The 24,763-nt window shown below is 67.8% G+C and carries 19 protein-coding genes; 11 read left to right on the top strand and 8 right to left on the bottom strand.

Annotation, left to right across the window (positions count from 1 at the left end; all coding sequences use genetic code 11):
- Positions 1 to 104: 104 nt before the first annotated feature.
- Both AAHG09_RS08995 and AAHG09_RS09000 read left to right on the top strand, forming a co-directional pair.
- Positions 105 to 311 carry a DUF2842 domain-containing protein gene (locus tag AAHG09_RS08995; protein ID WP_243919435.1) on the top strand — a complete coding sequence of 69 codons (207 nt, stop codon included), beginning with the start codon at positions 105 to 107 and terminating at the stop codon, positions 309 to 311.
- Between the two features lie 68 nt (positions 312 to 379).
- A complete protein-coding gene (locus tag AAHG09_RS09000) occupies positions 380 to 733 on the top strand; it encodes a hypothetical protein (RefSeq protein ID WP_342106734.1) in 354 nt (117 codons plus the stop codon).
- Between the two features lie 6 nt (positions 734 to 739).
- On the opposite strand, the gene AAHG09_RS09005 is transcribed toward AAHG09_RS09000, so the two are convergent.
- Positions 740 to 1,801, bottom strand: coding sequence for a polysaccharide deacetylase family protein (locus tag AAHG09_RS09005; RefSeq protein ID WP_342106735.1), 1,062 nt, complete (start codon positions 1,799 to 1,801; stop codon positions 740 to 742).
- 248 nt (positions 1,802 to 2,049) lie between these two features.
- Between AAHG09_RS09005 and AAHG09_RS09010 the strand changes: the two genes are divergently transcribed.
- Positions 2,050 to 3,234, top strand: a complete 1,185-nt coding sequence (locus AAHG09_RS09010; RefSeq protein WP_342106736.1) for a GNAT family N-acetyltransferase — start codon at positions 2,050 to 2,052, stop codon at positions 3,232 to 3,234.
- 3 nt (positions 3,235 to 3,237) lie between these two features.
- Here the strand turns inward: AAHG09_RS09010 and AAHG09_RS09015 are convergent, their stop codons facing one another.
- Positions 3,238 to 5,436: a GumC family protein gene (locus tag AAHG09_RS09015; RefSeq protein ID WP_342106737.1), complete on the bottom strand. Its 2,199-nt coding sequence runs from the start codon at positions 5,434 to 5,436 to the stop codon at positions 3,238 to 3,240.
- Between the two features lie 196 nt (positions 5,437 to 5,632).
- Between AAHG09_RS09015 and AAHG09_RS09020 the strand changes: the two genes are divergently transcribed.
- The gene (locus tag AAHG09_RS09020; RefSeq protein WP_342106834.1) at positions 5,633 to 6,214 is read left to right on the top strand and encodes a polysaccharide biosynthesis/export family protein; all 582 of its coding nucleotides are present in this window, start codon (positions 5,633 to 5,635) and stop codon (positions 6,212 to 6,214) included.
- Positions 6,215 to 6,223: 9 nt separating this feature from the next.
- On the opposite strand, the gene AAHG09_RS09025 is transcribed toward AAHG09_RS09020, so the two are convergent.
- Together AAHG09_RS09025 and AAHG09_RS09030 are read right to left on the bottom strand one after the other, a co-directional pair.
- A complete protein-coding gene (locus AAHG09_RS09025; RefSeq protein WP_342106738.1) occupies positions 6,224 to 6,844 on the bottom strand; it encodes a hypothetical protein in 621 nt (206 codons plus the stop codon).
- Between the two features lie 186 nt (positions 6,845 to 7,030).
- Positions 7,031 to 7,279, bottom strand: a complete 249-nt coding sequence (locus AAHG09_RS09030; protein WP_342106740.1) for a hypothetical protein — start codon at positions 7,277 to 7,279, stop codon at positions 7,031 to 7,033.
- A gap of 229 nt (positions 7,280 to 7,508) precedes the next feature.
- Here AAHG09_RS09030 and AAHG09_RS09035 point away from each other — a divergent pair, with 229 nt between their 5' ends.
- Positions 7,509 to 7,724 (top strand): hypothetical protein, encoded by a 216-nt coding sequence (locus AAHG09_RS09035; protein ID WP_342106741.1) that lies wholly within the window; start codon positions 7,509 to 7,511, stop codon positions 7,722 to 7,724.
- A 24-nt stretch (positions 7,725 to 7,748) separates the two neighbouring features.
- Here AAHG09_RS09035 and AAHG09_RS09040 read toward each other — a convergent pair whose 3' ends face one another.
- Both AAHG09_RS09040 and AAHG09_RS09045 read right to left on the bottom strand, forming a co-directional pair.
- Entirely contained in the window at positions 7,749 to 8,828 is a 1,080-nt protein-coding gene (locus AAHG09_RS09040; RefSeq protein ID WP_342106742.1) for a hypothetical protein, read from the bottom strand.
- Positions 8,829 to 8,843: 15 nt separating this feature from the next.
- Positions 8,844 to 11,864, bottom strand: coding sequence for a penicillin-binding protein 1A (locus AAHG09_RS09045; protein ID WP_342106743.1), 3,021 nt, complete (start codon positions 11,862 to 11,864; stop codon positions 8,844 to 8,846).
- A 155-nt stretch (positions 11,865 to 12,019) separates the two neighbouring features.
- Here AAHG09_RS09045 and AAHG09_RS09050 point away from each other — a divergent pair, with 155 nt between their 5' ends.
- From AAHG09_RS09050 to AAHG09_RS09075, 6 genes are all read left to right on the top strand, one after another.
- On the top strand, positions 12,020 to 13,687 hold the full coding sequence (locus AAHG09_RS09050; protein ID WP_342106745.1) for an alpha-amylase family protein: 1,668 nt from the start codon (positions 12,020 to 12,022) through the stop codon (positions 13,685 to 13,687).
- A 67-nt stretch (positions 13,688 to 13,754) separates the two neighbouring features.
- Positions 13,755 to 14,138, top strand: a complete 384-nt coding sequence (locus AAHG09_RS09055) for a hypothetical protein (protein WP_342106746.1) — start codon at positions 13,755 to 13,757, stop codon at positions 14,136 to 14,138.
- A gap of 89 nt (positions 14,139 to 14,227) precedes the next feature.
- A complete protein-coding gene (locus tag AAHG09_RS09060) occupies positions 14,228 to 14,872 on the top strand; it encodes an MBL fold metallo-hydrolase (protein WP_342106748.1) in 645 nt (214 codons plus the stop codon).
- 5 nt (positions 14,873 to 14,877) lie between these two features.
- Positions 14,878 to 15,840: an aldo/keto reductase gene (locus AAHG09_RS09065; RefSeq protein WP_342106751.1), complete on the top strand. Its 963-nt coding sequence runs from the start codon at positions 14,878 to 14,880 to the stop codon at positions 15,838 to 15,840.
- A 178-nt stretch (positions 15,841 to 16,018) separates the two neighbouring features.
- On the top strand, positions 16,019 to 18,463 hold the full coding sequence (gyrB, locus tag AAHG09_RS09070) for a DNA topoisomerase (ATP-hydrolyzing) subunit B (RefSeq protein WP_342106753.1): 2,445 nt from the start codon (positions 16,019 to 16,021) through the stop codon (positions 18,461 to 18,463).
- A 285-nt stretch (positions 18,464 to 18,748) separates the two neighbouring features.
- Positions 18,749 to 20,698, top strand: coding sequence for a TniQ family protein (locus tag AAHG09_RS09075; RefSeq protein WP_083920178.1), 1,950 nt, complete (start codon positions 18,749 to 18,751; stop codon positions 20,696 to 20,698).
- A 241-nt stretch (positions 20,699 to 20,939) separates the two neighbouring features.
- Here the strand turns inward: AAHG09_RS09075 and AAHG09_RS09080 are convergent, their stop codons facing one another.
- Positions 20,940 to 22,193: a PD-(D/E)XK nuclease domain-containing protein gene (locus tag AAHG09_RS09080; protein ID WP_010682500.1), complete on the bottom strand. Its 1,254-nt coding sequence runs from the start codon at positions 22,191 to 22,193 to the stop codon at positions 20,940 to 20,942.
- Positions 22,181 to 24,484, bottom strand: a complete 2,304-nt coding sequence (locus tag AAHG09_RS09085) for an argonaute/piwi family protein (RefSeq protein ID WP_010682499.1) — start codon at positions 24,482 to 24,484, stop codon at positions 22,181 to 22,183. Before AAHG09_RS09085 ends, AAHG09_RS09080 begins: the two co-directional genes overlap by 13 nt.
- Between the last annotated feature and the right edge of the window lie 279 nt (positions 24,485 to 24,763).

Raw genomic sequence — 24,763 nt, forward strand, 5'->3', positions numbered from 1 at the left:
CGCCGCAGCCCGCGGCAGACAGCGCGTTGCCAACCGCGGGATCGGGCGATAGCCCACGGGAACGCGCCCTTGCCGAGTCCATCGCCGAACCATCACGAGACGCCATGCGCCGCCGCACCCGAACCCTGATCGGCACCCTCGCGATCCTGGCCTTCGTCTGCGTCTACGGACCGCTGGCGATGACGCTGGCGGACAGCCGCATCGCCGAAACGCCCGCGGCGGTGCAGGCCGTGCTCTACTCGATCCTGGGCATCGCCTGGATCTTCCCGCTGATGCCGCTGATCCGGTGGATGGAGCGGCCCGATCGTTAACGCCGTCCCTCGATTTCGCCGCACTCCGCGATCACAAGCGGCCTGTCCGCTCCCGAGATCGCTGCGTCGTGCTCCATCCCTCCCTGCGCCTCACGCCTCTCGCAGCCCTCATCGTGCTGCTCGCCCCCCTGCCGGCCCTGGCTCAGGGGACGCCGCGGTCGATCGGCGAATGCGAGCGGCTGAAGAACGATCTGGCCTACAACCAGTGCCTCGCGATGTTCGGTCCCGCCGCCAAGAACGTGGCCGGCGGCTACGCGTCGGCCGATGCCGTGTCGACGCCCGCCTCCGCCATGGCGGAGGCCATCCCGCAGGTCGAGGAGACGGCCGAGGCCGCCACGAGCGGCCGGCGGCGCTACCGCGGGCATCGCGGCCGGCAATACGCCTCGTTCTCGACCGGATATCGGCACCGGCGGCGGCGCTGACCGGCACTACGCGACGTTGAGGCGACGCCCCCGGTTCCAGGCCAGGAACGGCACGCCGGACAGCAGGCCGCCGAGCGCCGCCCGCGATTGATGGCAGCCGTTGATCGATACGCGGGGCAGGGCTTGGAGATGGCCGGCATGGCCGGCGAAGAGATGGCCGGGCCGGGTCGTGACGCCGGTGGCGAACCCGAGGCTCCGCGCCAAGCCGAATTCCCGAGCCCCCGCCGAGCCCGGATCACCCACCGGATAGGAGAGGTGCCGCACGGGCCGACCGAGCGCCGCCTCGATCCGCGCACGCCCCTCGGTGATCTCGTGCGCGGCGAACGCCTCCGGGTGCTTCGCCAGCATCGGATGGGTCACGGTGTGCGCCCCGATCGTCACGGCGGGATCCTGCGCCAGGGCGCGCAATTCGGCCCAGGACAGGCACAGTTCGGACGCGATCTGCCCAGGCGGGAAGCCGGCCTCGCGACAGAGTTCTGCGATCCGGGCGAGGAGGTCCGACTCGCCGCCGCCGCGTAGATCACGGTAGACCGCGTCGAAGGCGAGGGCCTTCTCGCCGGGGCTGCGCGCCGGCAGGTCGACGCTGCGCGATCCGATGGCGATCCGGACGCGGTCGAGTCGCGCGATGGCACGCTCCAGCTCGATCCACCACAGCCGGCCGGTCTGATCCGCGAAGGCGCTGGTGACGAACAGCGTCCAGGGGGCGCCGTGGCGGGCGAGCACCGGGCGCGCATGCACGACATTGTCCCGGTAGCCGTCGTCGAAGGTGAGGACCGCGAAGGGCGGGCCGTAATCCGGCTGGGCGAGGCGTTCCGGCACGGCATCGAGGCCGATCACCTCGAAGCCGCGGGCATCCAGCTCGCGCAGGGTCAGGTCGAGGAAGTCCGGCGTGATGGACAGGAGGCGGTTCGGCGCGAAGGCGGCCGGCGGCTCCGGGCTGACGTGATGGAAGGTCAGGATCACCCCGAGCCCGCGGGACGCCGGCGTCAGCCACCGATCGGCGCCGATCGCCTGGATCGCGCGGAAGCCGGTCTCGAAAACGCGATGCTTGGTATCCGACGACAGCATGATCTCAGACCGACCGGGCCGGCCGGCCCGCAAACGGCATGGTTTGCGCATCGCGGTAAATAAACTCGAAAGACGGCGTGATGCTCAGTCAATGAGCAACAGAGTATTAGCCACATCAAGTTTTTGACGTCGCGAAGCGCCAGAGATTGGTCGAGCACGGGCCGGAATTCCACCAGTTGTTCAGTCGAGGCCGATGAAAAGCGGGATGTGCCGGGTCACCCTGCGCACGCCAACAGGGATCAGAGACGATGGCCGCCGCCCTCCAGGTCACGGATATCGATAGGATCGCTCCTCGACCGATCGCTGCGCTGACGGCAGAGATCATTCAGGATCCGTTGGCCGCAGAGGCTGTCTGGCGCCAGATCGCGTGCGATCCCGATGCCGTTCAGACGCCGTATCAGCGGTTCGATTGGGTGATGGCGTACCTGAAGGCACGCGGTCAGCTCGGCGTCGCCCGCGTCCTGCTCCTGCGGGACCGGGATGGCCGCCCCCGGGTCCTCCTGCCGCTCACGGTCGAGCGTCATTGCGGCCTGCGGGTCGCTCGGACGGTGGGCGACACCCATGCCAACTATCATCTGCCCCTGTTTGCGAGCCGCGACGCGGCGGCGACCCGCCCCGAGGACGTGACCGCGGCGCTGATGCAGGCCGGCCGTTCGGCCGGCATCGACGTCTATGAATTGCAGCATCAGCCCAGATCCTGGGACGGAGCCGCCAACCCGTTCGCGACCAGCGGCGAGCCCCAGGCCAGCAACGGCTACGGACTGACCCTGGACTCGGACCCGGAGGCGACCGTGCGCCGGGTGTTCAGCGCCGACGCCCGGAAGAAGCTGCGCTCAAAGGAGAAGCGTCTGATCGAGGCGCAGGGGCCGGTCGCCTATCGCCGGGCCGAGACGGACGCGGAGGCGGACCGGTTCCTCGCGGCGTTCTACGCCCACAAGTCTGTCCGGTTCGCCGCGATGGGCATCCCGGACCCTTACGCGGATCCGGCGATCCGCGCCTTCCTGACGGCGGCGGCCGCCGGTCCGGACCCGGCCATGGAGATCCACGCGCTCTGTCTCGCGGAGAGCGGACGGGTGCTGGCGACCTTCGGCGGCGCGGTCAGCCATCGTCGATATAGCGGGATGATGACCGCCTTCGATCCGGATCCCGAGATCGCCCGGTACAGTCCCGGCGACCTGCTGCTGCAGCACCTCGTGCGCGAGCAGGCGACGCGGGGAAGGCTCGGTTTCGATCTCGGCGTCGGCGAGGCGCGCTACAAGGCCAGCATCTGCGACGAGACCATCGAACTCGTCGAGGCGATCATTCCGGTCACGATGGCGGGCCGCACCTATGGCGCGGCCCGGCAGGGTCTGGTGCGGGCCAAGCGCGCGATCAAGCGTGACCCGCGCCTGTACGCCGCGTTCCAGCGGCTGCGGAAACTGCGCCGCGGGTGACGATCACGCGGCGTTGAGGCGAAGCTCGGCATCGACCGCAGTACCCGCCGCCGGCCGGTCCTGAGCCACCAGAATCTGCCCGGCACCGGCCTCCTGCGCGGTGGCGTAGAGATCGGCCAGCGCCGGATCCTCCGCCGAGGCGTTCGAGGCGATCACCACCGTATCCATGTAGCCCCCGACGAGATCGAGGAGATCGTTCGAATCCGAAGCGACCTTGAGGCAGCAGACCACCCAGTCATATGCCTCGGCCATCGCCTCGAAGGTCAGCGTCAGGGCATCCGGCTCGTCGAACAGCACGGAGGTCGCGTGCCGGCCGGTCTCGATCGTGTGCAGCCCGCTGACGCGGTCGGCCTGGATCACGTCGAGGAAGGCGGCTTCGCCGGCGACCAGATCGGTGAAGCCGAGGTTGCCGTCGGGCCGCCCGGCGTTCAGCGCCACGGCGACGAGGGTCCCGGCGGCGCCGAGGGCCCGCGGCAGGGCGGTCGACAGGCCCGCCACGCCGTCGGTCAGGCCGGTCTCCACGATCAGGACGCGGCGGCCGGAGGGCGCATCCGCGGCGCGCGGAGCGGCGGTGATGCGCGCAATCAAGGGGGCGAGATCGAAGGCCTCGGCTGCAATCGCGGGCGCCTGCTCCGGCGGAGCAGCCGGAGGCTCGGAGGTCTTCGGCCAGCCGGCCGGGGGCATCGCCTCCGGGAAGGCGAAGAGCGGCCGCTCCGGGACCGGCTCGCGGCGCTGATCGTCCTCGGCGGGATCGAACGCGTCGTCCCGATCGGCCGAAGTCCGGGCGGCATCGGCCAGCAGGGCGCGGGCGATGACGGCGCCGGCCGAGAGCAGCAGCGTGATCAGCGTCGCGAAGGCGACGATCGGCAGCTTCTTCGGGAAGGACGGCACCTCCGGCGTGACGGCGCGGGACACGATGCGGGCATCGGCCGGGGTCGCGGCTTCCCCGTCGCGGGCCGCCGCCTCGCGATAGCGGGAGAGGTAGGATTCGAGCTGTTCGCGCTGCGCCTTGGCCTCGCGCTCCAGGGCACGCAGCTGGATCTCGCTGGAATTGCCGCGCACGACGACGTCCTGCTGCCCGTTCACCGCGGCCTGCAGGCTGTCGACCCGCGCGTCGGCGATCTTGGCGTCGTTCTCCATCGTGCGGACGATCCGCTCGGCCGAGGCCTTGATCTGCGCGTCGAGATCCTCGAGCTGCGCCTTCAACTCCTTGATGCGGGGATGGGCCGGGAGGAGCGTCCGCGATTCGAGGGCGAGCTGCGCCCGCACGGCGATGCGATTCTCGACGATCCGCCGAATGACCTCGTTGTTGGCGACATCCGGGATCTCGAAGGCGCGCCCGTCCTTGATCAAGTCTCTGATCGCCTTCACCTTTCCGGTGAGGTCCGCCTTCAGGATCCGGGCCGAGGAGAGCTGGCTGGACAGCTCGCCGAGCTGCTGCGCCGTGATCGGCCGGCCCGTGGCGCTGCCGACGAGGCCGTTCTTCGCACGGAACGCCTCGACCTTCGCCTCGGCCTCGGCCACGCGCTTGCGCAGCCCGTCGATGTTACCGCCGAGCCAGGTGGACGCGTAACGGGCGGTGTCGACCTTGTCGGCTTCGAGGGACGCGATGTAGAGGCGCGCGATGGTGTTGGCGGCCTCGGCGGCGAGCGCGGCGTCCTTGGCCCGGAACTCGATGGTGAGGATGCGCGACTTGCCCGCCGGATAGACGAGCAGGTGCTCGAAATAGGCGTCGAGCACCCGATCCTCGGCCGGGCGATCGAGGGGGTTGGCGCCGATGCCGAGCATCATCATGACGCGCTGCACCGGGCCGATGCTGCCCGCGCCGGGATCGAATTCCGGGTTGCCGACGAGCTTGAGCCGGCGGATCGCCTCACGGGCGAGATCGCGCGACATCACCACCTGAACCTGGCTTGCCACAGCCTGTTCGTCGATCGGCGCGAGCTGGTCGCCCCGCTCCTGCGCGGTGCGGGCGAAGGCCGGATCCCGGCTCTCGAGGAGAAGTTTCGCCTCGCCGGTGTAACGCGGGCTCACGACGTTGACGAAGACGGTTGCGCCCAGGGCGACGACCAGCGTCGGCCCGACGATCCAGCCGAGCGAGCGCCGCAGGATACGCGGCAGGTGGGCGAGGCCGACACCGTCCTGAGCGCCCGGCACCGCACCGGGGGCAGATTCGATCGAGCGTTGACGAATACGAGACATGCGGACGCTCTGGGCGCGGGGGCAGACCGGCAGCACGTAAAGCCGCCCGTCGGCTATTAGCGGATATTAAGGTTGCTCAAGAGTTAAAGCCGACGCTTCCTTGCCAAGACGCTGACGAACAACGAGGACGGGGGCGACGATGAGATTTTGTTAACCTTAACAGCCTAGTTTTGCCTCAACCGCATCCATGACGGCGATGGTGATGAACCGGCGCGCTCTCCTTCTCTCCCTCGGCACGACCCTGGCGCTCGGCGGATGCCTGCGTCCGACCTTTCGGACCGATCAGCTCGACGCGACCGGCACCGGATCGATCGCCGCCCGCTACACCCTCGCGGCGGGCGACAAGCTGCGCGTGATCGTGTTCGGACAGGACAACCTGTCGAATATCTACGCCGTCGATGGGGCAGGGCGGATCGCGATGCCGCTGATCGGCGTCGTGCAGGTCGGCGGCCAGACGACCGGCCAGGCCGCCCGCTCGATCGAGGCCAAGCTCGCCTCGGGCTTTGTGCGCGAGCCGCATGTGACCGTGGAGGTCGATTCCTACCGGCCGTTCTACATCCTCGGCGAGGTCACGACGTCCGGCCAGTACCCGTTCGTGAACGGCATGACGGTGGAGACGGCTGTGGCGATCGCTGCGGGATTCGGCCCGAGGGCCGCCCGGGATTACGCCGTCCTGACCCGCGACATCGGCGGCAACAAGCTGGTCTCCGGCATCGTGCCGATGACGTACTCGGTTCGGCCGGGCGACACGATCGTGGTCAAGGAGCGGTTCTTCTGAGCCGCCCGTTCACTGCTGATCCCGCCAGGGATTGATGATCCGCATGGCGGTCTTCTCGGTCGGGATCGGCGTCGCCGACGGGATCGCCGTGCTCGCCCGCGCCATCATGCGGCGGGCTTCCTGAGCCGGGCGGGCGCCGACCGGCGTGAACAGGCTTGCCAGAACCTTTCGCGTGCCCTTGCTGACCAAGCGTGAGCTCTGAGCCGGCTCGAAGTCGCGCACGGTGTGGCGCTTGTCGGGATTGCCGGCAAACACCTTCGCACCGGTGTTCAGAACGACGATATCGCCCGGCTGGAGCGTCTCATCCTTCAGGAACGCCGCCGTCGCCCCCGCCTTCATATCGATCGAGACCTGACGCGGGGAAAGCTCGGACTCCTTCACGCGGATTTTCACCGGCAGGGCGGTGTAGCGCGTCTGCAAGCGGCGTCGCGCCGCGCCCAGCCGCGGATGCGACGGCTGAGAGATCTGCGGGGCATAGGACGGTGCGGGCTGAACCTGCTGAGGGGCCGGCCCTGCGCCGAAAAGCATTTCAAGGAAACCCAGTTCGGCAGCCTGAGCCGGCATGCCGCTTCCGGCCAACGCGCACGCAGCCGTTATGGCGGCCAGCAGGCTGCCCGTGCGAAGCTTCATCGCGACCTCCGGAAACGATACCCGACTTGAGCATTCGACCCTCAACCGCAAGCTGTGCGATCGGGTTCCGGATGAATGCGGCCTGTTAGAACGACTTCGCAGACACCGTGACACTTATGTATTCGTGACGTCGAATGGGATGTTCGGCGCGTCGCGAGGCCGCCTCGGCGCGGCCCTGACCACGTCTCAGGCCGGCGTCGATTGCTCACCTTCACCGATGCAGTCCAGCGCCCGTTCCACGGCACTCACCGCATCCATGAGGTGCTGAACGGTGCGCTCGACTTCGCGCGCGGGGCGGCCCATGGCGGCGGCGCGCGCGCCGACGTCTTCGAGCTGATCGAGCAGCGCGAGGAGATCGCCCGCGACGGTGACGACCTCGCAGCGGGCGAGGCGCGCGACGTTCGCGCGGGGACGGAAGGGCAAAACGTTGCTCATCGCCGGTGGTTGTCGCTCAAAAGGCCCTGGATGCGCCAGGGGGTGCCGGAGCCTATCCGCCGCAAACGCGAGGCGTGGTGGATTTTCCGTGGCTGCCGCGCATCGGAGGCCGCAGAACCGATTTACGGTTGGCGCGCGCCCTTGACGGGGTCTCCGCGGCCCTGACGATGGCGGGACTGCCATTCCCGCGATCCGTGCCGATCATCGGCCGAACCCGTCAGGACTCCACATGCGTTTCAGCCTTCTGGTCATCTCCGCGCTGACGATCGGCGGTCTCGGCGCCTGCGCCACGGACGGTCCGGAGTCGCGCAGCGGCCTCGCCGAGAGTTTCAACCTCGACAATTACCGCGCCTCCAGCAACACCAACGGCACCCAGACGCGGCGAGACGTGAACCGCGCCTACACGCAGCCGACCCTGCCGACGATCGGCAACCGCGGCATGTGAGGCCCCGGCGCCGAGCGGACGCGTTCAGCGCTTCGTCAGCGCGTCCGCGAAGGTCGTGATGCGGTTCCGGGCATAGACCGGCAGGCCGGCACTGATCGACGTGCCGGTGTTGAAGCTCGAATTGCCCATCAACACCTGCGCGGGCAGCAGGTTCTTCAGCACCGGCACCCGGGCGTATTCGGCCTTCCGGTCGAGCACATCGCCCTTGATGGCGAGCGCCATGTAGGTCGTCACGACCGTCTTGCCCGGGTCGTTCGGCATCGGCTGGAACACCGCCAGGAACTTGCCGAAGCGCAGGATCTGATTGACCCAGAAGATCGTCTGCTCCAGCCCGCCGGTGACCGGCGTCTCGATCTTGGTCAGAGCCCGGAGCGGCCCGTCCTGATCGGGCCCGAGCACCCGCAGCTCGCTTTGGAACGAGACATACTCGGCGATCTTCTTGGCTGAGCCCTCCTCCAACTTGTTGGCGAGCTTCACGCCGAGCGGCAACTTGCCTTCGAGATCGTAGCGCGACTCGATGCAGGCCCCCGCGCCCTCGCACCACGGACGGTCCGGCCGCTTGGCGAAGGCGGCGGCCGGATCCTTGTTGGGCGTCACGTCGGCGACCGAGACCGCGCGGTGTTTGATCGCCGAGTCCATCTTCTGCACGAAGGCGAGATTGGCGTAGGACGCGATATCGATCGACTCCGGGGACCGCGGAACGACGAAGCGTCCCTCGGCCACGTAGACCTTGAGGGTCTCGTGCCGCGGCTTGGTCACGCCGTTCACCGTGACGGTGTAGTCGGGCTCCTTGTAGCCCGGGTAGGGGGCGAGCGCCGACGCCTCCGCGGGCCGCACCTTCTGCCAGTCGAGATACGGGATCAGCCCGTTTTCCGGGGCCGTGGGCTTGTCGCGGTGATCGGTGAACAGGATCTGGCCCGGCTTGATCGCGGCCGGATCGACCGCGGTCACGGATGGCACCTCCTTGATCCGGTCGGCCGCGGGGGCCGATGCCGTGTTGGCGGCGGGCGTCTGCGCATGGGCCGGGATCGCGGCCATCAGCGCGACGGTGAGGGCCGCGGGAATTCGGGCGGCGGGAAGCTGCGTTCGCAACGGGCGTCTCATCTCGGGGGAGGGCGGTCAGAAACCGGAATCTTCGCCGAACAGGTAGTCCGGGTCGCGACGGCGCGGCCTGCGCACGCCGTCATCCCCGAATGGCGAGCGCGCGGTCTGGCCCGGCCAGGGCCTGTACGGATCCTGGCCGTAGGGGTCCAGATCGCCCTGCGCACGGCGGCTGCGCGGCGGCGGCCGGTCTGCGAACGGGTCGAGCGGGTCCGCAGGCGGACGCTCGCCGGTCATGTTCCCATAATAGTCGCCCGCGACGCTCGCGCCGTCCTCGGCGCCGCCGAGATCGCCGTCCTCGGCATCCGGCCGCATGGCATAGAGCGTCTCGCGCGGCACGAGCCGGTATTGCGTGTCGGCCATCTTGCCGTCGCCGCTCGTGCGGAAATGCTCGATGAAACCGCCGCCCGTAACGCGGACGCCGCTGCGCGGGTCGATGGCGAGATCGGCGATGAACGGCCGCGCCTCGGAGGAGGGGCCCTTCAGCGGCGTCTTCGGCACGCCGTTGGCCCAGGCCGCCTGGAGGATCGCCGAGGCGATCGGGACCGAGACGTGGCCGCCGGTCTGGCCGCGGCCGAGCGTCTTCCGGCTGCCGTCGGCGTTGTCGTAGCCGACCCAGACCACGACGGTGATCTCGTTGGTCAGGCCGGCGAACCACGCGTCGTTCTCGTTCTCCGAGGTGCCGGTCTTGCCGGCCACGTAGGCGGAGACCTTCGACAGGGCCGCGGCGGTACCGTGCTGGGTCACGCCCTGGAGCATCGTCTTGAGCTGGTAGAACGCAATCCTGTCGGCCGAGGCAATCCGGACCGGTTCCCGGGCCGCGTGCGTGTAGAGTGATTTGCCGTCGTGCTCGACCGATTCGAGGGCGTAGGGCGCGGGCCGCGCGCCCTCGTTGGCGACCGCCGCGTAAAAGCCCGCGAGGTCGAGCATCCGCACCGGCTGCGCGCCCAGGACGAAGGGGTAGTAGGGCTCGCATTCCGCGTAGATCTGCGCTTCGAGGGCGATGTCGCAGACGCGCTTCAAACTCGCGGGAGCCTTCGGAGCGATGCCGCCCTGCAGGAGGCGAGCGGTCACGAGGTTCTTCGAGAATTCGAGGCCGCGCCGGAGCGTCGTCGGCCCCGAGCCGCCGCCCTCGTAATTCTTGGGCGACCACGAATCGCCGGTGCCGTTGATCGGCGGCAGGGTGACGGCGGAATCCATCACCAGCGTGTTGGGCTGGAGGCCGGCATTGAGGGCCGCGAGGTAGGTCAGCGGCTTCAGGGTCGAGCCCGGCTGGCGCACCGTCTGGGTGACGCGATTGAGCTGGCTCAGCGGATAGGAGAAGCCCCCCGCCATGGCCAGGATCCGGCCGGTCTGATTCTCGATGACCAGCGCCGCCCCCTGGACACTCGGCTTGACGCGGAGTTGCGCGTGCGCGCCACCCTTGCCCTGCGTGACCTTCACGCGGACCACGTCATAGGGCTGCAGCTTGCCGCGGGCGATCCCCGCGTCGAGGGAGGCCGTACGGCCATCCGCGAGTCCGACCCTGGTGCCGCCGCGCCCCGTCTCCAGCACGACCGCCATGGGCCAGCGAACATCGTAGAGCACCGGCCGCGCGCTCTCCAGGGCGAGCAGCCAGGCCGGCTTGCGCTGCGGCGTGGCGGGGGCCTTCGCGGTCCGGAGCGTCTTGGCGTCCGGCTTGATGGCATCCGCCCGGGCCCCCGTGACGGAGGGAGCCGCCTGCGGCGAGGCCTCGGGGGCCGGCGTCGCGGCCTGGATCCGGCGCACGCTGTCGGCGAGGTTCAGTTCCGGGCCCGTGAAGGTCTGGCGGCCGGTGGAGCGCTCGTAATTGGAAAGCCCGTCCTGCAACGCCTCTTCCACGGCCCGCTGGAGCCCGGCATTGATCGTCGAGCGCACCGTGTACGAGCCGGATGTGAGCGAATCGACGCCCGCGAAGGTCCGCGCTTCCCGGTTGAGGAAGTCGACCGCGTAGAATCCGGAATCCCGCCGGGAAACCTCGATCGGCTTGAGGCCGAGATCGGCCTTAATCGCGGTGGTCATCTCGGCTTCTGTGATCGTGCCCTCTTCCTTGAGGCGGGACAGCACGTAGGCGCGCCGTTCGCGGGCCCGGTCGGGGTACTTGTCCGGGCTGTAGAAGTTCGGCCCCTTGGGCATGCCGGCAAGCAGGGCCGCCTCCGGCAGGGTGAGCTGGCCGACCGGCTTCCCGAAGTAGCTTTCTGCCGCCATCTCGATGCCGTAGGCGCCGCGACCGAGATAGATGCCGTTGAGGTAGAGGCCGAGGATCTGCGGCTTCGAGAGGATCCGCTCCAGCCGCGAGGCCACGATCATCTCGCGGATCTTGCGCTCGTAGGTGACGTCGTCGCCCACCGAGAGGTTCTTGACCACCTGCTGGGTGATGGTCGAGCCGCCGGCCGGCCGCCCCGGCGAGGCGAGGTTCCCGATGAAGGCGCGGATCACCCCGCGCTCGTCGATGCCGTGATGGCTCTCGAACCGCTTGTCCTCCGCGGCGATGAAGGCCTTCTGCACGAGCGGCGGCACCGCCGTGATCGGCACCACGATGCGCCGGCCGTTCGGCTCGGAGGCCTCCGCGAAGGGCTTGCCCGCGCCGTCGAGGATCCGGGTCATGCCCGGCAGGGCCTTGTCGCGCAGGGCCTCGGCGCTCGGCAGGTCCTTGGTGGCGTTGTCGTAGAACTCGATCACCGCCTTCGCGTCGAACGGGGAGTTCGGCGGGTTCTCGCCCTTGCAGAACTGCTTGTAGCTGACGTTCAGCTCGTTGATGTCGAGCCCATGCAGGATCTTCGGCGCGGAGGGGCCGGCGACCGTAGTCGGGTCCTCCATGGCGGTGGAGATCAGGTCGTCGAGGTTGATGTCCTCGATGTCGAAGCTCTTGCGCATGTGGGCGCAGCCGTCGCGCAACAGCCGCACTACCTCGGGCCCGTCGGTCGCCGGGTCGAAGTGCGTGCGCACCGCGTCCGGCCGGGTTGTGACCTGGCTCAGCGTCAGGGCGGTCGCGAACAGCTTGATCAGGATGGCGTTCATGCGGGCCGGATTGGGGACGCAACAGGCGGACCCGGATCGTCCGGGCGCGTGCCCGACAGGGCGTGCACAACGCGGCTGATTTAAGGACGCGCGACGAACGGCAACGCTTTGGTCCGGCCCTACGTTCTGGAGGCACGAATTTGCCGGGGCGCAATATGATCAACGACCTGTGGTACAAGAACGCCGTCATCTACTGCCTGTCGGTCGGCACCTTCATGGATGCCAATGGTGACGGCGTCGGTGACTTCGCGGGATTGGAGCGCCGGCTCGACTACATCCAGGGCCTGGGCGCCACGGCCGTCTGGCTGATGCCGTTCCAGCCTTCGCCCAAGAAGGACGGCGGCTACGACATCGCCGATTATTACGGCGTCGATCCCGCCTACGGTTCGCTCGGCGACTTCGTGGCCTTCACGCACGCCGCCAAGCAGCGGGGCCTGCGCGTGCTCATCGATCTCGTGGTCAACCACACCTCGGACCAGCATCCCTGGTTCCAGGCCGCCCGCTCCGACCCGAACTCGCCGTTCCGGGACTGGTACGTCTGGTCGGACAAGCGGCCTGCGACCGCCGACGAGGGCATGGTCTTCCCCGGCGTGCAGGACACGACCTGGACCTACGACGCGAAGGCCAAGGCCTGGTACTTCCACCGGTTCTTCAACTTCCAGCCGGACCTCAACACCGCCAACCCGGAGGTGCTGGCCGAGATCCTGAAGATCATGGGCTTCTGGATCCAGCTCGGCGTGTCGGGCTTCCGGATGGATGCGGTGCCATTCGTCATCGCCGAGAAGGGTGCCGATGTCGGCGGCAAGCCCCGCGAGCAGTTCGACATGCTGCGCGATTTCCGCGAGTTCCTGCAATGGCGCCAGGGCGACGCGATCATCCTGGCCGAAGCCAACATCCTGCCGAACCAGGATTTCGACTATTTCGGCGACGATGCCGACCGCATGCACATGATGTTCAACTTCCAGGTCAATCAGGCGACCTTCTACGCCCTGGCCGGGCATGACGCGCGGCCTCTCGTGAAGGCGATCGAGAAGACGAAGCCGCGCCCGCTTTCCTGCCAATGGGGCATCTTCCTGCGCAACCACGACGAGCTGGATCTCGGCCGACTCACGGAGGCCCAGCGGCAGGCCGTGTTCGCGGAGTTCGGGCCGGATAAGCGCATGCAGCTCTACGACCGGGGCATCCGCCGCCGCTTCGCGCCCATGCTGTCGGGCGACCCGCGTCGCATCCGCCTGGCCTATTCGCTGATGTTCACCCTGCCCGGCACGCCGGTGCTGCGCTACGGCGACGAGATCGGCATGGGCGACGACCTCGCGCTGAAGGAGCGGGATTGCGCCCGCACGCCGATGCAGTGGACCGGCGAGCACCAGGGCGGCTTCTCGCAGGCCGACACGACCGTGCTGCCGGTGATCGACCACGGCCCCTACGGCTACAAGCACGTGAACGTCGCCGACCAGCGCCACGAGCAGGATTCCCTGCTCAACTGGATGCAGAGCATCATCCGGCAGCGCAAGGAAACGCCGGAGATTGGCTGGGGCGACGTCGTGGCGGTCCCGACGCGTGTCAGCTCGGTGCTGGCCCTGCGCTACGAATGGCGCGGCAACGCGGTGCTCTGCATCCACAATCTCGCGGCTGAGCCGGTGGAGATCGCCCTCGAATCGGGTAGCCCCGATCCGGAGCACGACGTGCTGGTCGACGTTCTGACCGGAACGCGCAGCGATGTCCGCGAGGACGGCACGCATTGCCTGTTCCTGGAGGGCTACGGCTACCACTGGTTCCGCATCGGCGGCCTCGACGCGCTCCTGAAGCGGCGTCCGACTTGAGCGAAAGCGGATCACGCCTCGCGCTCGGCCGACCGAACCGGTAGGACGGGCCGGAGCGAGGTGGGACATGGCCCGGACGAAGCATTATTCCCCGGACGCGACGATCGCCGAGATCCTGCCGGAGCTGGCCGACGGCGAGACGTACCTGCGTCAGGTTCTGGCCACCATGCGGATATGCCAGAAGCATTACGGCGACGCCTGGGTCCGGATCGGCGTGACCGGCCGATCGCCGACGCCGTCCTATCGGATCGACCGGCCGGACGAGACCGCCGCGGGTGACGGAGCCTTCGAGGCGGGCAGGGCTCTGTTCGGTGCCTATGGCGGCCGGTCCCACGACCGGTTCACGCAGGTCAACACCGCGGAAACCCGCTGGAGCACCCGCGCGCTCGGCATGGCCGAGATGCTGACACTCCACGACAACCTGCGGCGTCCAAAGGGCGACGCGGCCTGATCCGTCGGCGCAGGGTGCCGAACGTGGGCGTTCTGGGTTAGAATCGGATCGAGGGCGTCCCGAGCGGCGCTGCCAACTCGCGGAACGACATGCCAGGTACGCCACGAGCCGGAATCATCCCGGTCACGCCCTTCCAGCAGAACTGCACCCTGATCTGGGACGACGCCACCAAGGTCGGCGCCGTGGTGGATCCGGGCGGCGACCTCGACCGGATCGAGGCGGCGATCCGCGAGCAGGGAGTCACGGTCGAGAAGATCTTTCTGACCCACGGCCATGTCGACCACGCCGCCGGCGCCGACGAGCTGCGCGAGCGCCTCGGCGTCCCGGTGGAGGGGCCGCATCTGGCCGACAAGTTCCTGCTCGATTCCTTGCCCGAGACGGCGGCCAATTACGGGCTCGGCGATGCCCGGGCCCTGACCCCGGATCGCTGGCTCGACGAGGGCGACGCCGTGACGGTGGGCGACCTCGCCTTCGACATCCTGCACTGCCCCGGCCATTCCCCCGGCAGCGTGGTGTTCGTCAGCCGCGACGCGCGCTTCGCCCTGGTGGGCGACGTGGTGTTCAAGGGCTCGGTCGGCCGCACCGACCTGCCCGGAGGCAACCATGAGCAGCTGATCCGAGCCATCAAGGAGAAGGTCCTGCCGCTCGGCGACGACCTCGCCTTCATCCCGGGGCACGGGCCGACCGGGACGCTCGGCGAGGAACGCGTCTCCAACCCGTTCCTGCAGGATTGAACACCATGGACAAGCGCCGCATCGGCCGCTCGGATCTCACGGTCGCGCCCTTCTGCCTGGGCGGCAACGTCTTCGGCTGGACGGCCGACGAGGCGACCTCCTTCGCGATCCTAGACCGATTCGTGGAGCAGGGCTTCGACTTCATCGACACGGCCGATGTCTACTCGCGTTGGGCACCGGGCCACGCGGGCGGTGAATCCGAGACGGTGATCGGGCGTTGGTTCGCAGCCCGTCCGCGGACACGCGACCGGGTGGTCCTCGCCACCAAGGTCGGCATGGATATGGGCGAGGCCGGCAAAGGCCTCTCGGCGCAGCATATCGAGCGGGCCTGCGAGGCGTCCCTGCAGCGGCTGCAAACCGACCGGATCGATCTCTACCAGTCCCATCTCGACGATGCCGACGTGCCGCTGGAGGAGACGCTGCGGGCCTACGAGCGCCTGATCGCGGCCGGCAAGGTGCGGGTGATCGGGGCCTCGAATTACGGCGCCAGCCGGCTCAAGGAGGCGCTGGCGCTCTCGGCCTCCGCGGGCCTGCCGCGCTACGAATGCCTGCAGCCGGATTACAGCCTCGCCGAGCGCGGCTACGAGGCTGAGCTGGAGCCGCTCTGCCGGGCCGAGCAGGTCGGCGTGATCGGCTACTTCTCGCTGGCGGCGGGCTTCCTGACGGGGAAATACCGCTCCGCGCAGGACGCCGCCGGCCGGCCCCGGGAGAACCGCGTCGCGAAGTATCTCAATCCGCGGGGCTTCGCGCTGCTCGACGTGCTCGATTCGGTCGCCGCGGCGCAGGGTGCGAGCCCGGCCCAGGTGGCGCTGGCCTGGATCATCGCGCGCCCCGGCATCACCGCGCCGATCGCCAGCGCGACCTCCGTGGCGCAGCTCGACGACCTGCTCGGCGCTGCCCGGCTGACGCTTTCGGCGGAGGTGATCGCGCGCCTGGATGCCGCCAGCGCGGGCGGGATCGAGGGCTAACGCGGCGTTAAGCCGGGAGCGTCAGAAAAGCACCCAGGGGCCCGCCCTGGGTGCGCAAAAGTCGTGCAAACTCAAGGTGGAACCCCTATATCAGGCAGACCGAGTGAGAGTTCAGGCGTGGGCGCCTGACGGCGCGAGTCTCTCCGTCGCGTAAAGGCCCGCCTGCCCGAGGAAGTTCATGGCCGACACCCCCCAGAACGAGCACGCCGATTACGGCGCGGAATCGATCCGCGTGCTGAAGGGCCTCGATGCCGTCCGCAAGCGCCCCGGCATGTATATCGGTGATACCGATGACGGCTCCGGCCTCCACCATATGGTGTATGAGGTCGTCGACAACGCCATCGACGAGGCCCTGGCTGGCCACGCCGACCTCGTCACCGTCACCCTCAACGCCGACGGTTCGGTCACGGTTTCCGACAACGGCCGCGGCATCCCGGTGGACATCCACAAGGAGGAGGGCGTCTCGGCGGCCGAGGTCATCATGACCCAGCTGCACGCGGGCGGGAAGTTCGATCAGAATTCCTACAAGGTCTCCGGCGGCCTGCACGGCGTCGGCGTCTCGGTGGTGAACGCCCTGTCGTCGTGGCTGAAGCTGCGCATCTGGCGCAACGACACGGAGCACGCCATGGAGTTCCGCCACGGGGACGCCGTGGCGCCGCTCGAGGTGGTCGGTCCCGGCAACGGCCGGCGCGGCACGGAAGTCACCTTCCTGCCCTCGACCGACACCTTCACGATGATCGAGTTCGATTACGGGACGCTGGAGAAGCGCCTGCGCGAACTCGCCTTCCTCAATTCCGGCGTGCGCATCGTCCTGACCGATGCGCGCCACGCCGAGAAGAAGCGCGAGGAGCTGTACTACGAGGGCGGGATCGAGGCGTTCGTCCGCTACCTCGACCGCTCGCGCAAGCCGATCGACGGGATGACCAGCCCCGTGGTCGTCAGTTCGGAGCGCGACGGCATCCGCGTCGAAGTCGCCTTCTGGTGGAACGACTCGTTCAACGAAACGGTGCTGCCCTTCACCAACAATATCCCCCAGCGCGACGGCGGCACCCACATGGCGGGCTTCCGGTCCGCCCTGACGCGTCAGATCACCGGCTACGCCGATTCCTCCGGCGTCTCGAAGCGCGAGAAGGTCTCGCTCACCGGCGAGGATTGCCGCGAGGGCCTGACCGCGGTCATCTCCGTGCAAGTGCCGGACCCGAAATTCTCGTCCCAGACCAAGGACAAGCTGGTCTCGTCCGAGGTGCGGCCTGCGGTGGAGAACGTCCTCAACGAGGGCCTGTCGACCTGGCTGGAGGAGAATCCGTCCCAGGCCCGCTCGGTGATGGGCAAGGTGGTCCTCGCCGCCTCGGCCCGCGAGGCGGCCCGAAAGGCGCGCGAGACGGTGACCCGCAAGGGCGCGCTCGATATCGCGTCGCTCCCCGGCAAGCTCGCCGATTGCCAGGAGCGCGACCCAACCAAGTGCGAGATTTTGCTGGTGGAGGGCGATTCTGCCGGCGGCTCGGCCAAGCAGGGCCGCGACCGGACCTTCCAGGCGGTGCTGCCGCTGCGCGGCAAGATCCTGAACGTCGAGCGCGTGCGCGCCGACCGGATGCTGTCCTCGGCGGAGATCGGCACCCTGATCACGGCGCTCGGCGCCGGGATCGGCCGCTCGTCGACCGATCGCGAGGGCTTCAACCCGGAGAAGCTGCGCTACCACCGCATCATCATCATGACCGATGCGGACGTGGACGGCTCGCACATCCGGACGTTGCTCCTGACCTTCTTCTTCCGGCAGATGCCGGAGCTGATCGAGCGCGGCCACCTCTACATCGCGCAGCCACCCCTCTACAAAGCCGAGCGCGGCCGGCGTGCGATCTACCTCAAGGACGAGCGTGCCCTCGAAGACTATCTGATCGACCAGGGCACTGACGGCGCCATCCTGCGGCTCTCAACCGGGGCGGAGTTCTCCGGTCCCCAGCTCAAGAGCCTCGTCGAGGAAGCGCGAACCTTCCGGAGCATCCTGCAGGGACTGCACACGCGCTACGACCGGTCCGTGGTCGAGCAGGCGGTCCTGGCCGGCGCCTTCGATGCCGAGGCGGCCGACCGCCCCGGCGAAGCCGAAGTTCTGGCCGACATGACGGCCCGCCGCCTCGACACGATCGCCGATGAGATCGAGCAGGGCTGGCAGGGCGAATCGTTCGAGGGGGGCTACCGCCTGAGCCGGACACTGCGCGGCGTGCGGCAGGTCGCGACTCTCGATGCCGGCTTGATCACCTCGCAGGAGGCCCGCCGCCTGTCCGAGCGGGCCGAGGCTGTGCGGGAGATCTTCGGCGAGGCCGCCACGCTGATGCGCAAGTCCGACGAGACCGTGCTGCACGGCCCCGTGGCGCTGTTCGAGGCCGTGATGGCCTTCGGTCGCAAGGGCCTTCAGCTCCAGCGGTACAAGGGCCTGGGCGAGATGACCGCCCAGCAGCTCTGGGAAACGACGCTCGACCGCGACGTGCGCTCGCTGCTGCAGGTCAAGGTGAAGGACGTCACCGATGCCGACGACCTGTTCGTGAAGCTGATGGGCGACGTCGTGGAACCGCGGCGGGAGTTCATCCAGGAGAATGCCCTCAGCGTCGCGAACCTGGACGTGTAGTGCTGTAGTTGCTGGTCTGTCGGTCCGAAACTGCGAGAGTGTCAGGAAATAATGCGCGGTTTTCTGACTACTTCTCGAAAAACGAAGGGCTAGGTTAAGATACTGGAATCACTCCATATTTTGCGTAGTAACCGTGTGCGATGGGCCCTCTCGCTCTTCAAAACCCGATATTGGGGCGCAGCCCATGGGTCGGCGACGTCAGCTGGCATGCTTCAACTACGCTGGCAGTCGCAGGGCTCCCCGCTGCATGATGTTCGGGTGTCTCGCCGCTGATAGCAAAATCTCATGACCAGACGAAGGTACGCATCGATACAGGGCTACCATCCGCGTCTGGTCGTTCGAACATCGCCGGAAAAGGGCGAGGGCTTTCTAGGCTGGGTGCTGCGGCTGACCCAGATCAACGGCTACGAATTTTCTGAATGGATCTTACGTTCGGCGGGCATGAGAGCCCCGGACCTTCTCTCGCGTGAGGGCGTCATAGAGCGTCTGCGCCTGATGACACAGGTGGCGGTGCATGACCTGCAGACGCTCGTGCCACGGTTGGATACCGCTGGTTGGCGGTGGGCGGAAATACCGGGGATGGACATCTCGGTAGCCCTGTTCGACGCACGAAAGCCGAAGGTCTGCCCCGTCTGCTTGGCTGAGAAAGGCTTCGTCCAAGCGGCTTGGGGTCTACGCATATGGACCTGCTGCCCGGACCATGAGTGTAGGCTCGTGAACGTGTGTCCGCGCTGCGGCTCGCCGATCACATGGAGGCGTCGACACGTCGACCTTTGTCCTAATCCCAACTGCGGTGGCCGTTATTCCAGCTCGGAGATCCAAAGGGCCGGCGAGGAGGAAGTAGAGCTTGCCCTCCTGCTGGGTCAAGCACTCGGTTCCGAAACGCTTTCGCGCCTTCCGGCCCTCACCAGCGTGTTCGGCGAGTTGTCGCCCCAGGACATCGTGACCATGGCAAGCCGGCTCGGCTTCAGACGCATGCGCGAGACGTATCGCGGAAGCGCTGACTCGTCCGACATCGCGGAAGCCGCGATCAAAGCGGCCCGGCTGTTGTCTAACTGGCCGACGGGCTTTCACGACTTCATCAGGTCACAAAGAGTTCTCGCGGACGGCTCGACGACGGGCGGGGCGGCGCGGGATCCCGAGATCACGTTCCTACTCCGAGCTAAAACCTGGAACGGTGAGTTCCTCTTGCCCTCCGAAGCCAGGTTCATCTTCGCAAAGGAGTTCCAGAACTTCTTGGACATCACGGGAGATGGTCGCGCGCCTGCCCTGCGACAGGCCCTGGCGGGCGAAGGGTCCTCCGACCGTTGGATGTCGCTCCCTCAGGCGGCTAAAGCGCTTGGGATCGACCGGAGAACTCTGGCTCGTATGGCTCGTGATGGGTCGCTCGTTGGCATACGTTTCGTCCAAAACGACAAGACGTTCACGTTCGTGGATCGTCACGAGATCGAGCGCCGACTAAAGGCAACCGGATCAGGTAAGACGCTCGCGAACCTTCGCCGCAATGGCGAAGCCCTTTCTCACGGAACTGCGAGCCGATTACTGGGCATCAGGCCCAACAAGGTTGCGCCCTTGTTGGAAGACGGGCTCTTGAGCGCGATCAGCGGAACGTCGGGGCGCTTCGTCGACCGGGCGTCGGCCGTCCGACTACTGGAGAAGTTGGAGGCCAACGTGCCCGGTTGCGGCAGTCACGCTGACCGACGGTTGATCTACGACACATGTGAAGTCGTCCAACGCGTGCGGGGCCATGGCATGGCATTCATCCTTCGCGCGGTGCTGGCAGGAACACTACGTCCAGTTGATATCTTGATCGATGGTGTCGGATTGCGGCGGATAGGCTTTTTGCGTACCGAGGTAGCACGATTTGAACGGGATCATCGGAAATCGAACGGGAATGTACACATCTCTGACGCCGCCCGCCAGTTGGATTGTTACAATATCGATATTCGACGCTTGATAGCGTCCAATCTCCTTCGACATGGCGAAACAAGTATCGACGTTGATGCCAAAAGCATCCGGAGCTTCCAGACCAAGCACGTTTCGGGACGTGCCTTCGCAAGGGAGTATGGCATCACGACAGGTAGGCTGGATCGACTTCTCCGCGAGATGGACGTTGAGCCAGTATTGCCTGTGACCGATCCGCGGATCAGCACATCGTTTTGGCGTCGAAACGATACGAGACGATTGCAGGGACGGTTCGAGAGGAGGCGGTTGGCCATCGACGACGAAGGTTGACATCGGGGCATGCGTAGCGAGATCGATCTGAGGCCCGACCGTCCCATGTCACTCCTTCGGGCGTTGCAACGCGCTCGAAGGGAGCCCTTCGTGTGACCCGCCCGACAACGGTCGCAGCCGCGCCGTTCGACGCGATCCGGGCCTCTCACCACAAGACCATGTGGCACCCCTATTCCGTTTCCCGGGTCTCACTGAGTGAGTCGACCTCATCCGGAACCAATGGCGAATGGGCGCGCGCGGTCTAGGAGGCTTCCGAATGCGGAGACCGACCGGCTCCCGTCTTCCCGGAACGCGCGCGGGTCGGGGCTTCCCTCGCCATCTTGCCTGGGCGCGGGACAACGACCGCGTCGTGGACCATCTCCAGTTTGCGGAGACCCTCGATCAGCTTCGGGTGCTCCTCCGTGCGGAACGAATCGTCCCATACGAACGGGATCAGGACACGCCATTTCGGATCGACGCGGTAGAGCGCCTCGTCGGCCGCGATTTCCTCGACGATCTTCGCGAATGACACGCCGGGGCGGACGAACTTCACCTCGATCACCAAGCCCAGGCTCGGCACCGTCAGGTCCATACGTGGGTTCTTGTGTCCCACCGGGGGCGTATATTCCTCCGCGTTCAGATCCGGGAAGAGCGGCGCCAGGGTTGCCCAAAGCAAGTTCTGGACGTGGTATTCGTTCTCGATGTCCCACCGGACCATCGGCGACCGGGGCGTGCGCGGTCGCTCCTCAAAGGTCCAGAGCCTCAGCGACCGCTCGACGCCCTGAAGCACACGCAGGACGTCCTCCGGTTCGAGACGCCCGAGGCGGGCCGGCATGTTGGTCTCGCACAGGGCATCGAATGCCCGGAGCGTCAGCGAAGCCTGCGCTTGGTCGCCCGCGCCGAGTTCGTAGCGCAACGCATTGCGCCAAGCTGGCTGCCCGCATTCCGGGTCGGCCGGAACGACGCCGAGGTCCGCGAGCGCGACCCTCGCCTCCGGGAGCATCGCCGCGAGGTCGCGGCGGGCCGGCGCTTCGAGGATGTGCGCCGCCGCGACCATCAAAGAACGGTTGAATTCCGAGAGCCCCGCGGCCGAGGCGCCTCGCACGACCAGCACGCCGAGCCATTCGGCCTCTCGGCGGTCGAGCAAGCGGTGCACGCCCAGCGCGAGGCCGAGGGCGGACAGGCCGTCGGCCTCCAGGGTCGGCGGCAGGTGCGGCCTGAACCAGGTCCGGTTGCCGAGCCACCCGACCCCTTCGCGAAACATCTCGGAGAACGCTTCGGCAAAGCGTGGGTCGGTCGCGGCGTAGCCGACGATCGCGACGTGCCAGGCGGAGCGACCGCCGGGCAACTCGAACGCCATCGCGGCTTTTGCGGCGAGATCCCCCATCGGACCCGCAACCCCGAGGACCCAGGCCCGAAAGGCTTGCGCGAGGGGGGACGCGTCGGCTCCGCGGGCGGCGGAGGCGAGGCCGGCTCGGATGTCGGCGATACCGGGCCCGTCGCTCAGAGGAACCACGGCTTCCTCATGACGCGGCCGCCCTCGGCGGCATCCGTGTCCCAACCGGGGGTCCGCTCCAGGCCCGACAGCTGCTTGGCGATCTCGTCGGCGTAGACGAGCGGGATGGGCAGGCCGGACGGCCCGAACGAGCGCCAGGAATGGAACGCGAAATCCGACGCCTGGCGCACGAGGACCGGCATGTCCCGATAGGTCGAGCTGTCGTGGAGGCGGAGGAGCACCGGGCCGGGCAGGCCGTGCGAGGCCGACTTCACCTCCCTACGCCCCGTCAGCGTCAGGAGCCATTCCCTCTCGCTCAACCGCAGCGCTTGCCCCCGCTCCGGGGCGAACGTCGCCTTTCCGTCGGGCCAGGCGCGGTCGAACATCGTGAACGGATGATCTTCGACGACGTGCAGGAACGCGAAGCTCACGTTTGTCGCGCCGATCCCGGCGACCGCCCTCTCGACGGCCTGGACCGTCTCTCGGCTGAGTTGCGTGAACGCGTGGAAGACGAGCCTGACCGCTTCGCCCGGACGCCACGCCTCCTCCCGGCCGATGCGCTTGATGGCGTCGACGATGCTGTCGCTCAACGCGGCCGGGTAGGCCTCGAACGGCACGGCCGCGGTCCGGGCGTCCAAGAAGTAGTGGCCTTGGCTGGAGAAGACCGTCGCGATGCCGACGAACCGCTCGCCCGCTCCGCGACGGCCTTCCTTGACCGTGTGCGACCCGAGCCCAACGACGAGTTCGTGATCGGTCGGCGACCGCGCGAATAGCAGCCAGGGGGCTCCGCCGAGCTTCGCGTAGGTCGCCAGGCTCATGTTGGCCAGCGCGTTCGCGTAGCCGAACGCGTCGAGGCCCAGCATCTCGGTCGAGAGCGCCTGGACGGGCACGTCCCGCTTGAGGAACGTCGCCTTGCTCATCCAGTACGGGCTATCGGCGTGCGGCCGGTCTTGCCAGGCCCGCTCCACCTGCACCATGGCGAGGTCCCAAGGCTCGTCGCGCGACGCCGCGTCCCTGAGGGCGGACCGCGCGGCGTCGGCATAGGCCGGGCCGCCACGGCCGGCGGCCTCGAAGTAACGGACCTCGGGCTCGTGCAGCCTGAACCGGCCGAGCAGCCCGCTGCCGTGGGGGACGAGGCCCGTGTCGCTCGCGATGTCGGGCCTGCCGTGCAGGAAATCCCGCATGGCCGCGGCGACCTCTTCGCGACGGCCGGCCTGGTGAACGACCGCGATGCGCGGCCGCTTCGTCTCGAACGTCTGCCGGTCGAACGGTCCGGTACGGTCCAGGCTCTGCTGTTTCCAGCTGTTCGAGGTCTCTGGCGAATGGACCGGGTCGAACGACAGCTTCGGCCTCCAGACGGCCTCGGCGGGCGGGAAGGCGTCCGAGTCGACGGCCTGGTCGATCAGTCCTCCGAGGCGGAGCGGGACGCCGTCGGCCAAAACCATCGACCGGTTCCCAAGCTGGTTGAGCACCCCGTGAACGATCTCGATGGTCCGCCGGCCGCCATGCCACTCCGCCTCGGCCTTCTGGACTGCCTTGAAAGCACGCTCGGAGTTCCCCTGCGTGATCACCTCGACCACCTTGTTGAAGTTGGCTCGCGTGGGTTCGAGGAAGACGTCTTCGCTCGACACCACCGAGGGGCCCGCCCCGTGATCGTCCAGCGTCAGCGTATCCTGCCCGACCTCGACGACACGGCCGGCGTATGCGAGCCGCCGCGATACCTTCGGGTCGGGATCCTCGCGCCAGGACGAGACCGCCGCACCGGTCAGCGGCACGCCGAGTTCGAGAAGCGTCCGGCAAGACGCGTCGATGGTCGTGCGCAGCCGCTTCGAGCAGGTCAGGACGACGTATGCGTCGCCCCGGGGCGGCTGCAGGATGCGCGTGTCGAACTCCAGGACGAGCCGCTTCTTCAGCCAATCGGGCAGGCCGATGTCCTCCGCGAGGACGTTCTCCCGCTTGCCGGCGACGGTCGGCGGCCTCCTGCGGATCAGGAGGTCTGCCTCCGGGGAAGCCGCGAGCAAACGGAAGACCGCCTCGCGGGTCAGCGCCGACACGAGCCGCAGGTGCTCGGCCGCGGGCAGTCCCATCCTGTCCGTCGGGAGGTTCGCCCCGGAGGTAAGGGGCACCACAGCCATGTCCGTCTCGCCGTGCCGCGTCGCGAACACGTCGTTCTCCGGCCGGTCGAGATAGGCGTGGAGCAGCGCGCGGTCGAACTGGACCACCGAAGCCGGGATCGTTCCCGGAGGCGTGAGGACGCGGATCGCGTTCAGGGCGAGCTGCGGACGAACCCTTTCGCCGGGACGGAAAGCCATGTCGCACTATACGCGGTCGCCGCGTCGAGACGAGCCGCATCCGTCCTGCCACGCGGCCGTCCACACCCTATGCCGTCTAAATCGCTGAGCGAACAAAGTCGAAGGATCTTTTACGTGGACCTTTGGCTCATTGAGTGGGCGTTGAGGGAACTCGCAATTCGGCCCTGGCGGGTCCCGGTCAAGCCCGACTTATTGCTTGAAAAGGCGACCGCGTCGCGAGTTGGTCGGGATGTGCCGAACCGCTGGCCCCGCCCAGTCCCGTCCCAACCATGGCTGCGT

This window comes from Methylobacterium guangdongense (genome assembly GCF_038442355.1).
GTDB classification, from domain to species: domain Bacteria; phylum Pseudomonadota; class Alphaproteobacteria; order Rhizobiales; family Beijerinckiaceae; genus Methylobacterium; species Methylobacterium guangdongense.

Bases quoted from the DNA above. Each gene is read 5' to 3' on its own strand.
- AAHG09_RS08995 (WP_243919435.1), top strand. From the start codon at position 105: ATGCGCCGCCGCACCCGAACCCTGATCGGCACCCTCGCGATCCTGGCC.
- AAHG09_RS09005 (WP_342106735.1), bottom strand. From the start codon at position 1,801: ATGCTGTCGTCGGATACCAAGCATCGCGTTTTCGAGACCGGCTTCCGC.
- AAHG09_RS09010 (WP_342106736.1), top strand. From the start codon at position 2,050: ATGGCCGCCGCCCTCCAGGTCACGGATATCGATAGGATCGCTCCTCGA.
- AAHG09_RS09015 (WP_342106737.1), bottom strand. From the start codon at position 5,436: ATGTCTCGTATTCGTCAACGCTCGATCGAATCTGCCCCCGGTGCGGTG.
- AAHG09_RS09020 (WP_342106834.1), top strand. From the start codon at position 5,633: ATGGTGATGAACCGGCGCGCTCTCCTTCTCTCCCTCGGCACGACCCTG.
- AAHG09_RS09025 (WP_342106738.1), bottom strand. From the start codon at position 6,844: ATGAAGCTTCGCACGGGCAGCCTGCTGGCCGCCATAACGGCTGCGTGC.
- AAHG09_RS09030 (WP_342106740.1), bottom strand. From the start codon at position 7,279: ATGAGCAACGTTTTGCCCTTCCGTCCCCGCGCGAACGTCGCGCGCCTC.
- AAHG09_RS09035 (WP_342106741.1), top strand. From the start codon at position 7,509: ATGCGTTTCAGCCTTCTGGTCATCTCCGCGCTGACGATCGGCGGTCTC.
- AAHG09_RS09040 (WP_342106742.1), bottom strand. From the start codon at position 8,828: ATGAGACGCCCGTTGCGAACGCAGCTTCCCGCCGCCCGAATTCCCGCG.
- AAHG09_RS09045 (WP_342106743.1), bottom strand. From the start codon at position 11,864: ATGAACGCCATCCTGATCAAGCTGTTCGCGACCGCCCTGACGCTGAGC.
- AAHG09_RS09050 (WP_342106745.1), top strand. From the start codon at position 12,020: ATGATCAACGACCTGTGGTACAAGAACGCCGTCATCTACTGCCTGTCG.
- AAHG09_RS09055 (WP_342106746.1), top strand. From the start codon at position 13,755: ATGGCCCGGACGAAGCATTATTCCCCGGACGCGACGATCGCCGAGATC.
- AAHG09_RS09060 (WP_342106748.1), top strand. From the start codon at position 14,228: ATGCCAGGTACGCCACGAGCCGGAATCATCCCGGTCACGCCCTTCCAG.
- AAHG09_RS09065 (WP_342106751.1), top strand. From the start codon at position 14,878: ATGGACAAGCGCCGCATCGGCCGCTCGGATCTCACGGTCGCGCCCTTC.
- gyrB (WP_342106753.1), top strand. From the start codon at position 16,019: ATGGCCGACACCCCCCAGAACGAGCACGCCGATTACGGCGCGGAATCG.
- AAHG09_RS09075 (WP_083920178.1), top strand. From the start codon at position 18,749: ATGACCAGACGAAGGTACGCATCGATACAGGGCTACCATCCGCGTCTG.
- AAHG09_RS09085 (WP_010682499.1), bottom strand. From the start codon at position 24,484: ATGGCTTTCCGTCCCGGCGAAAGGGTTCGTCCGCAGCTCGCCCTGAAC.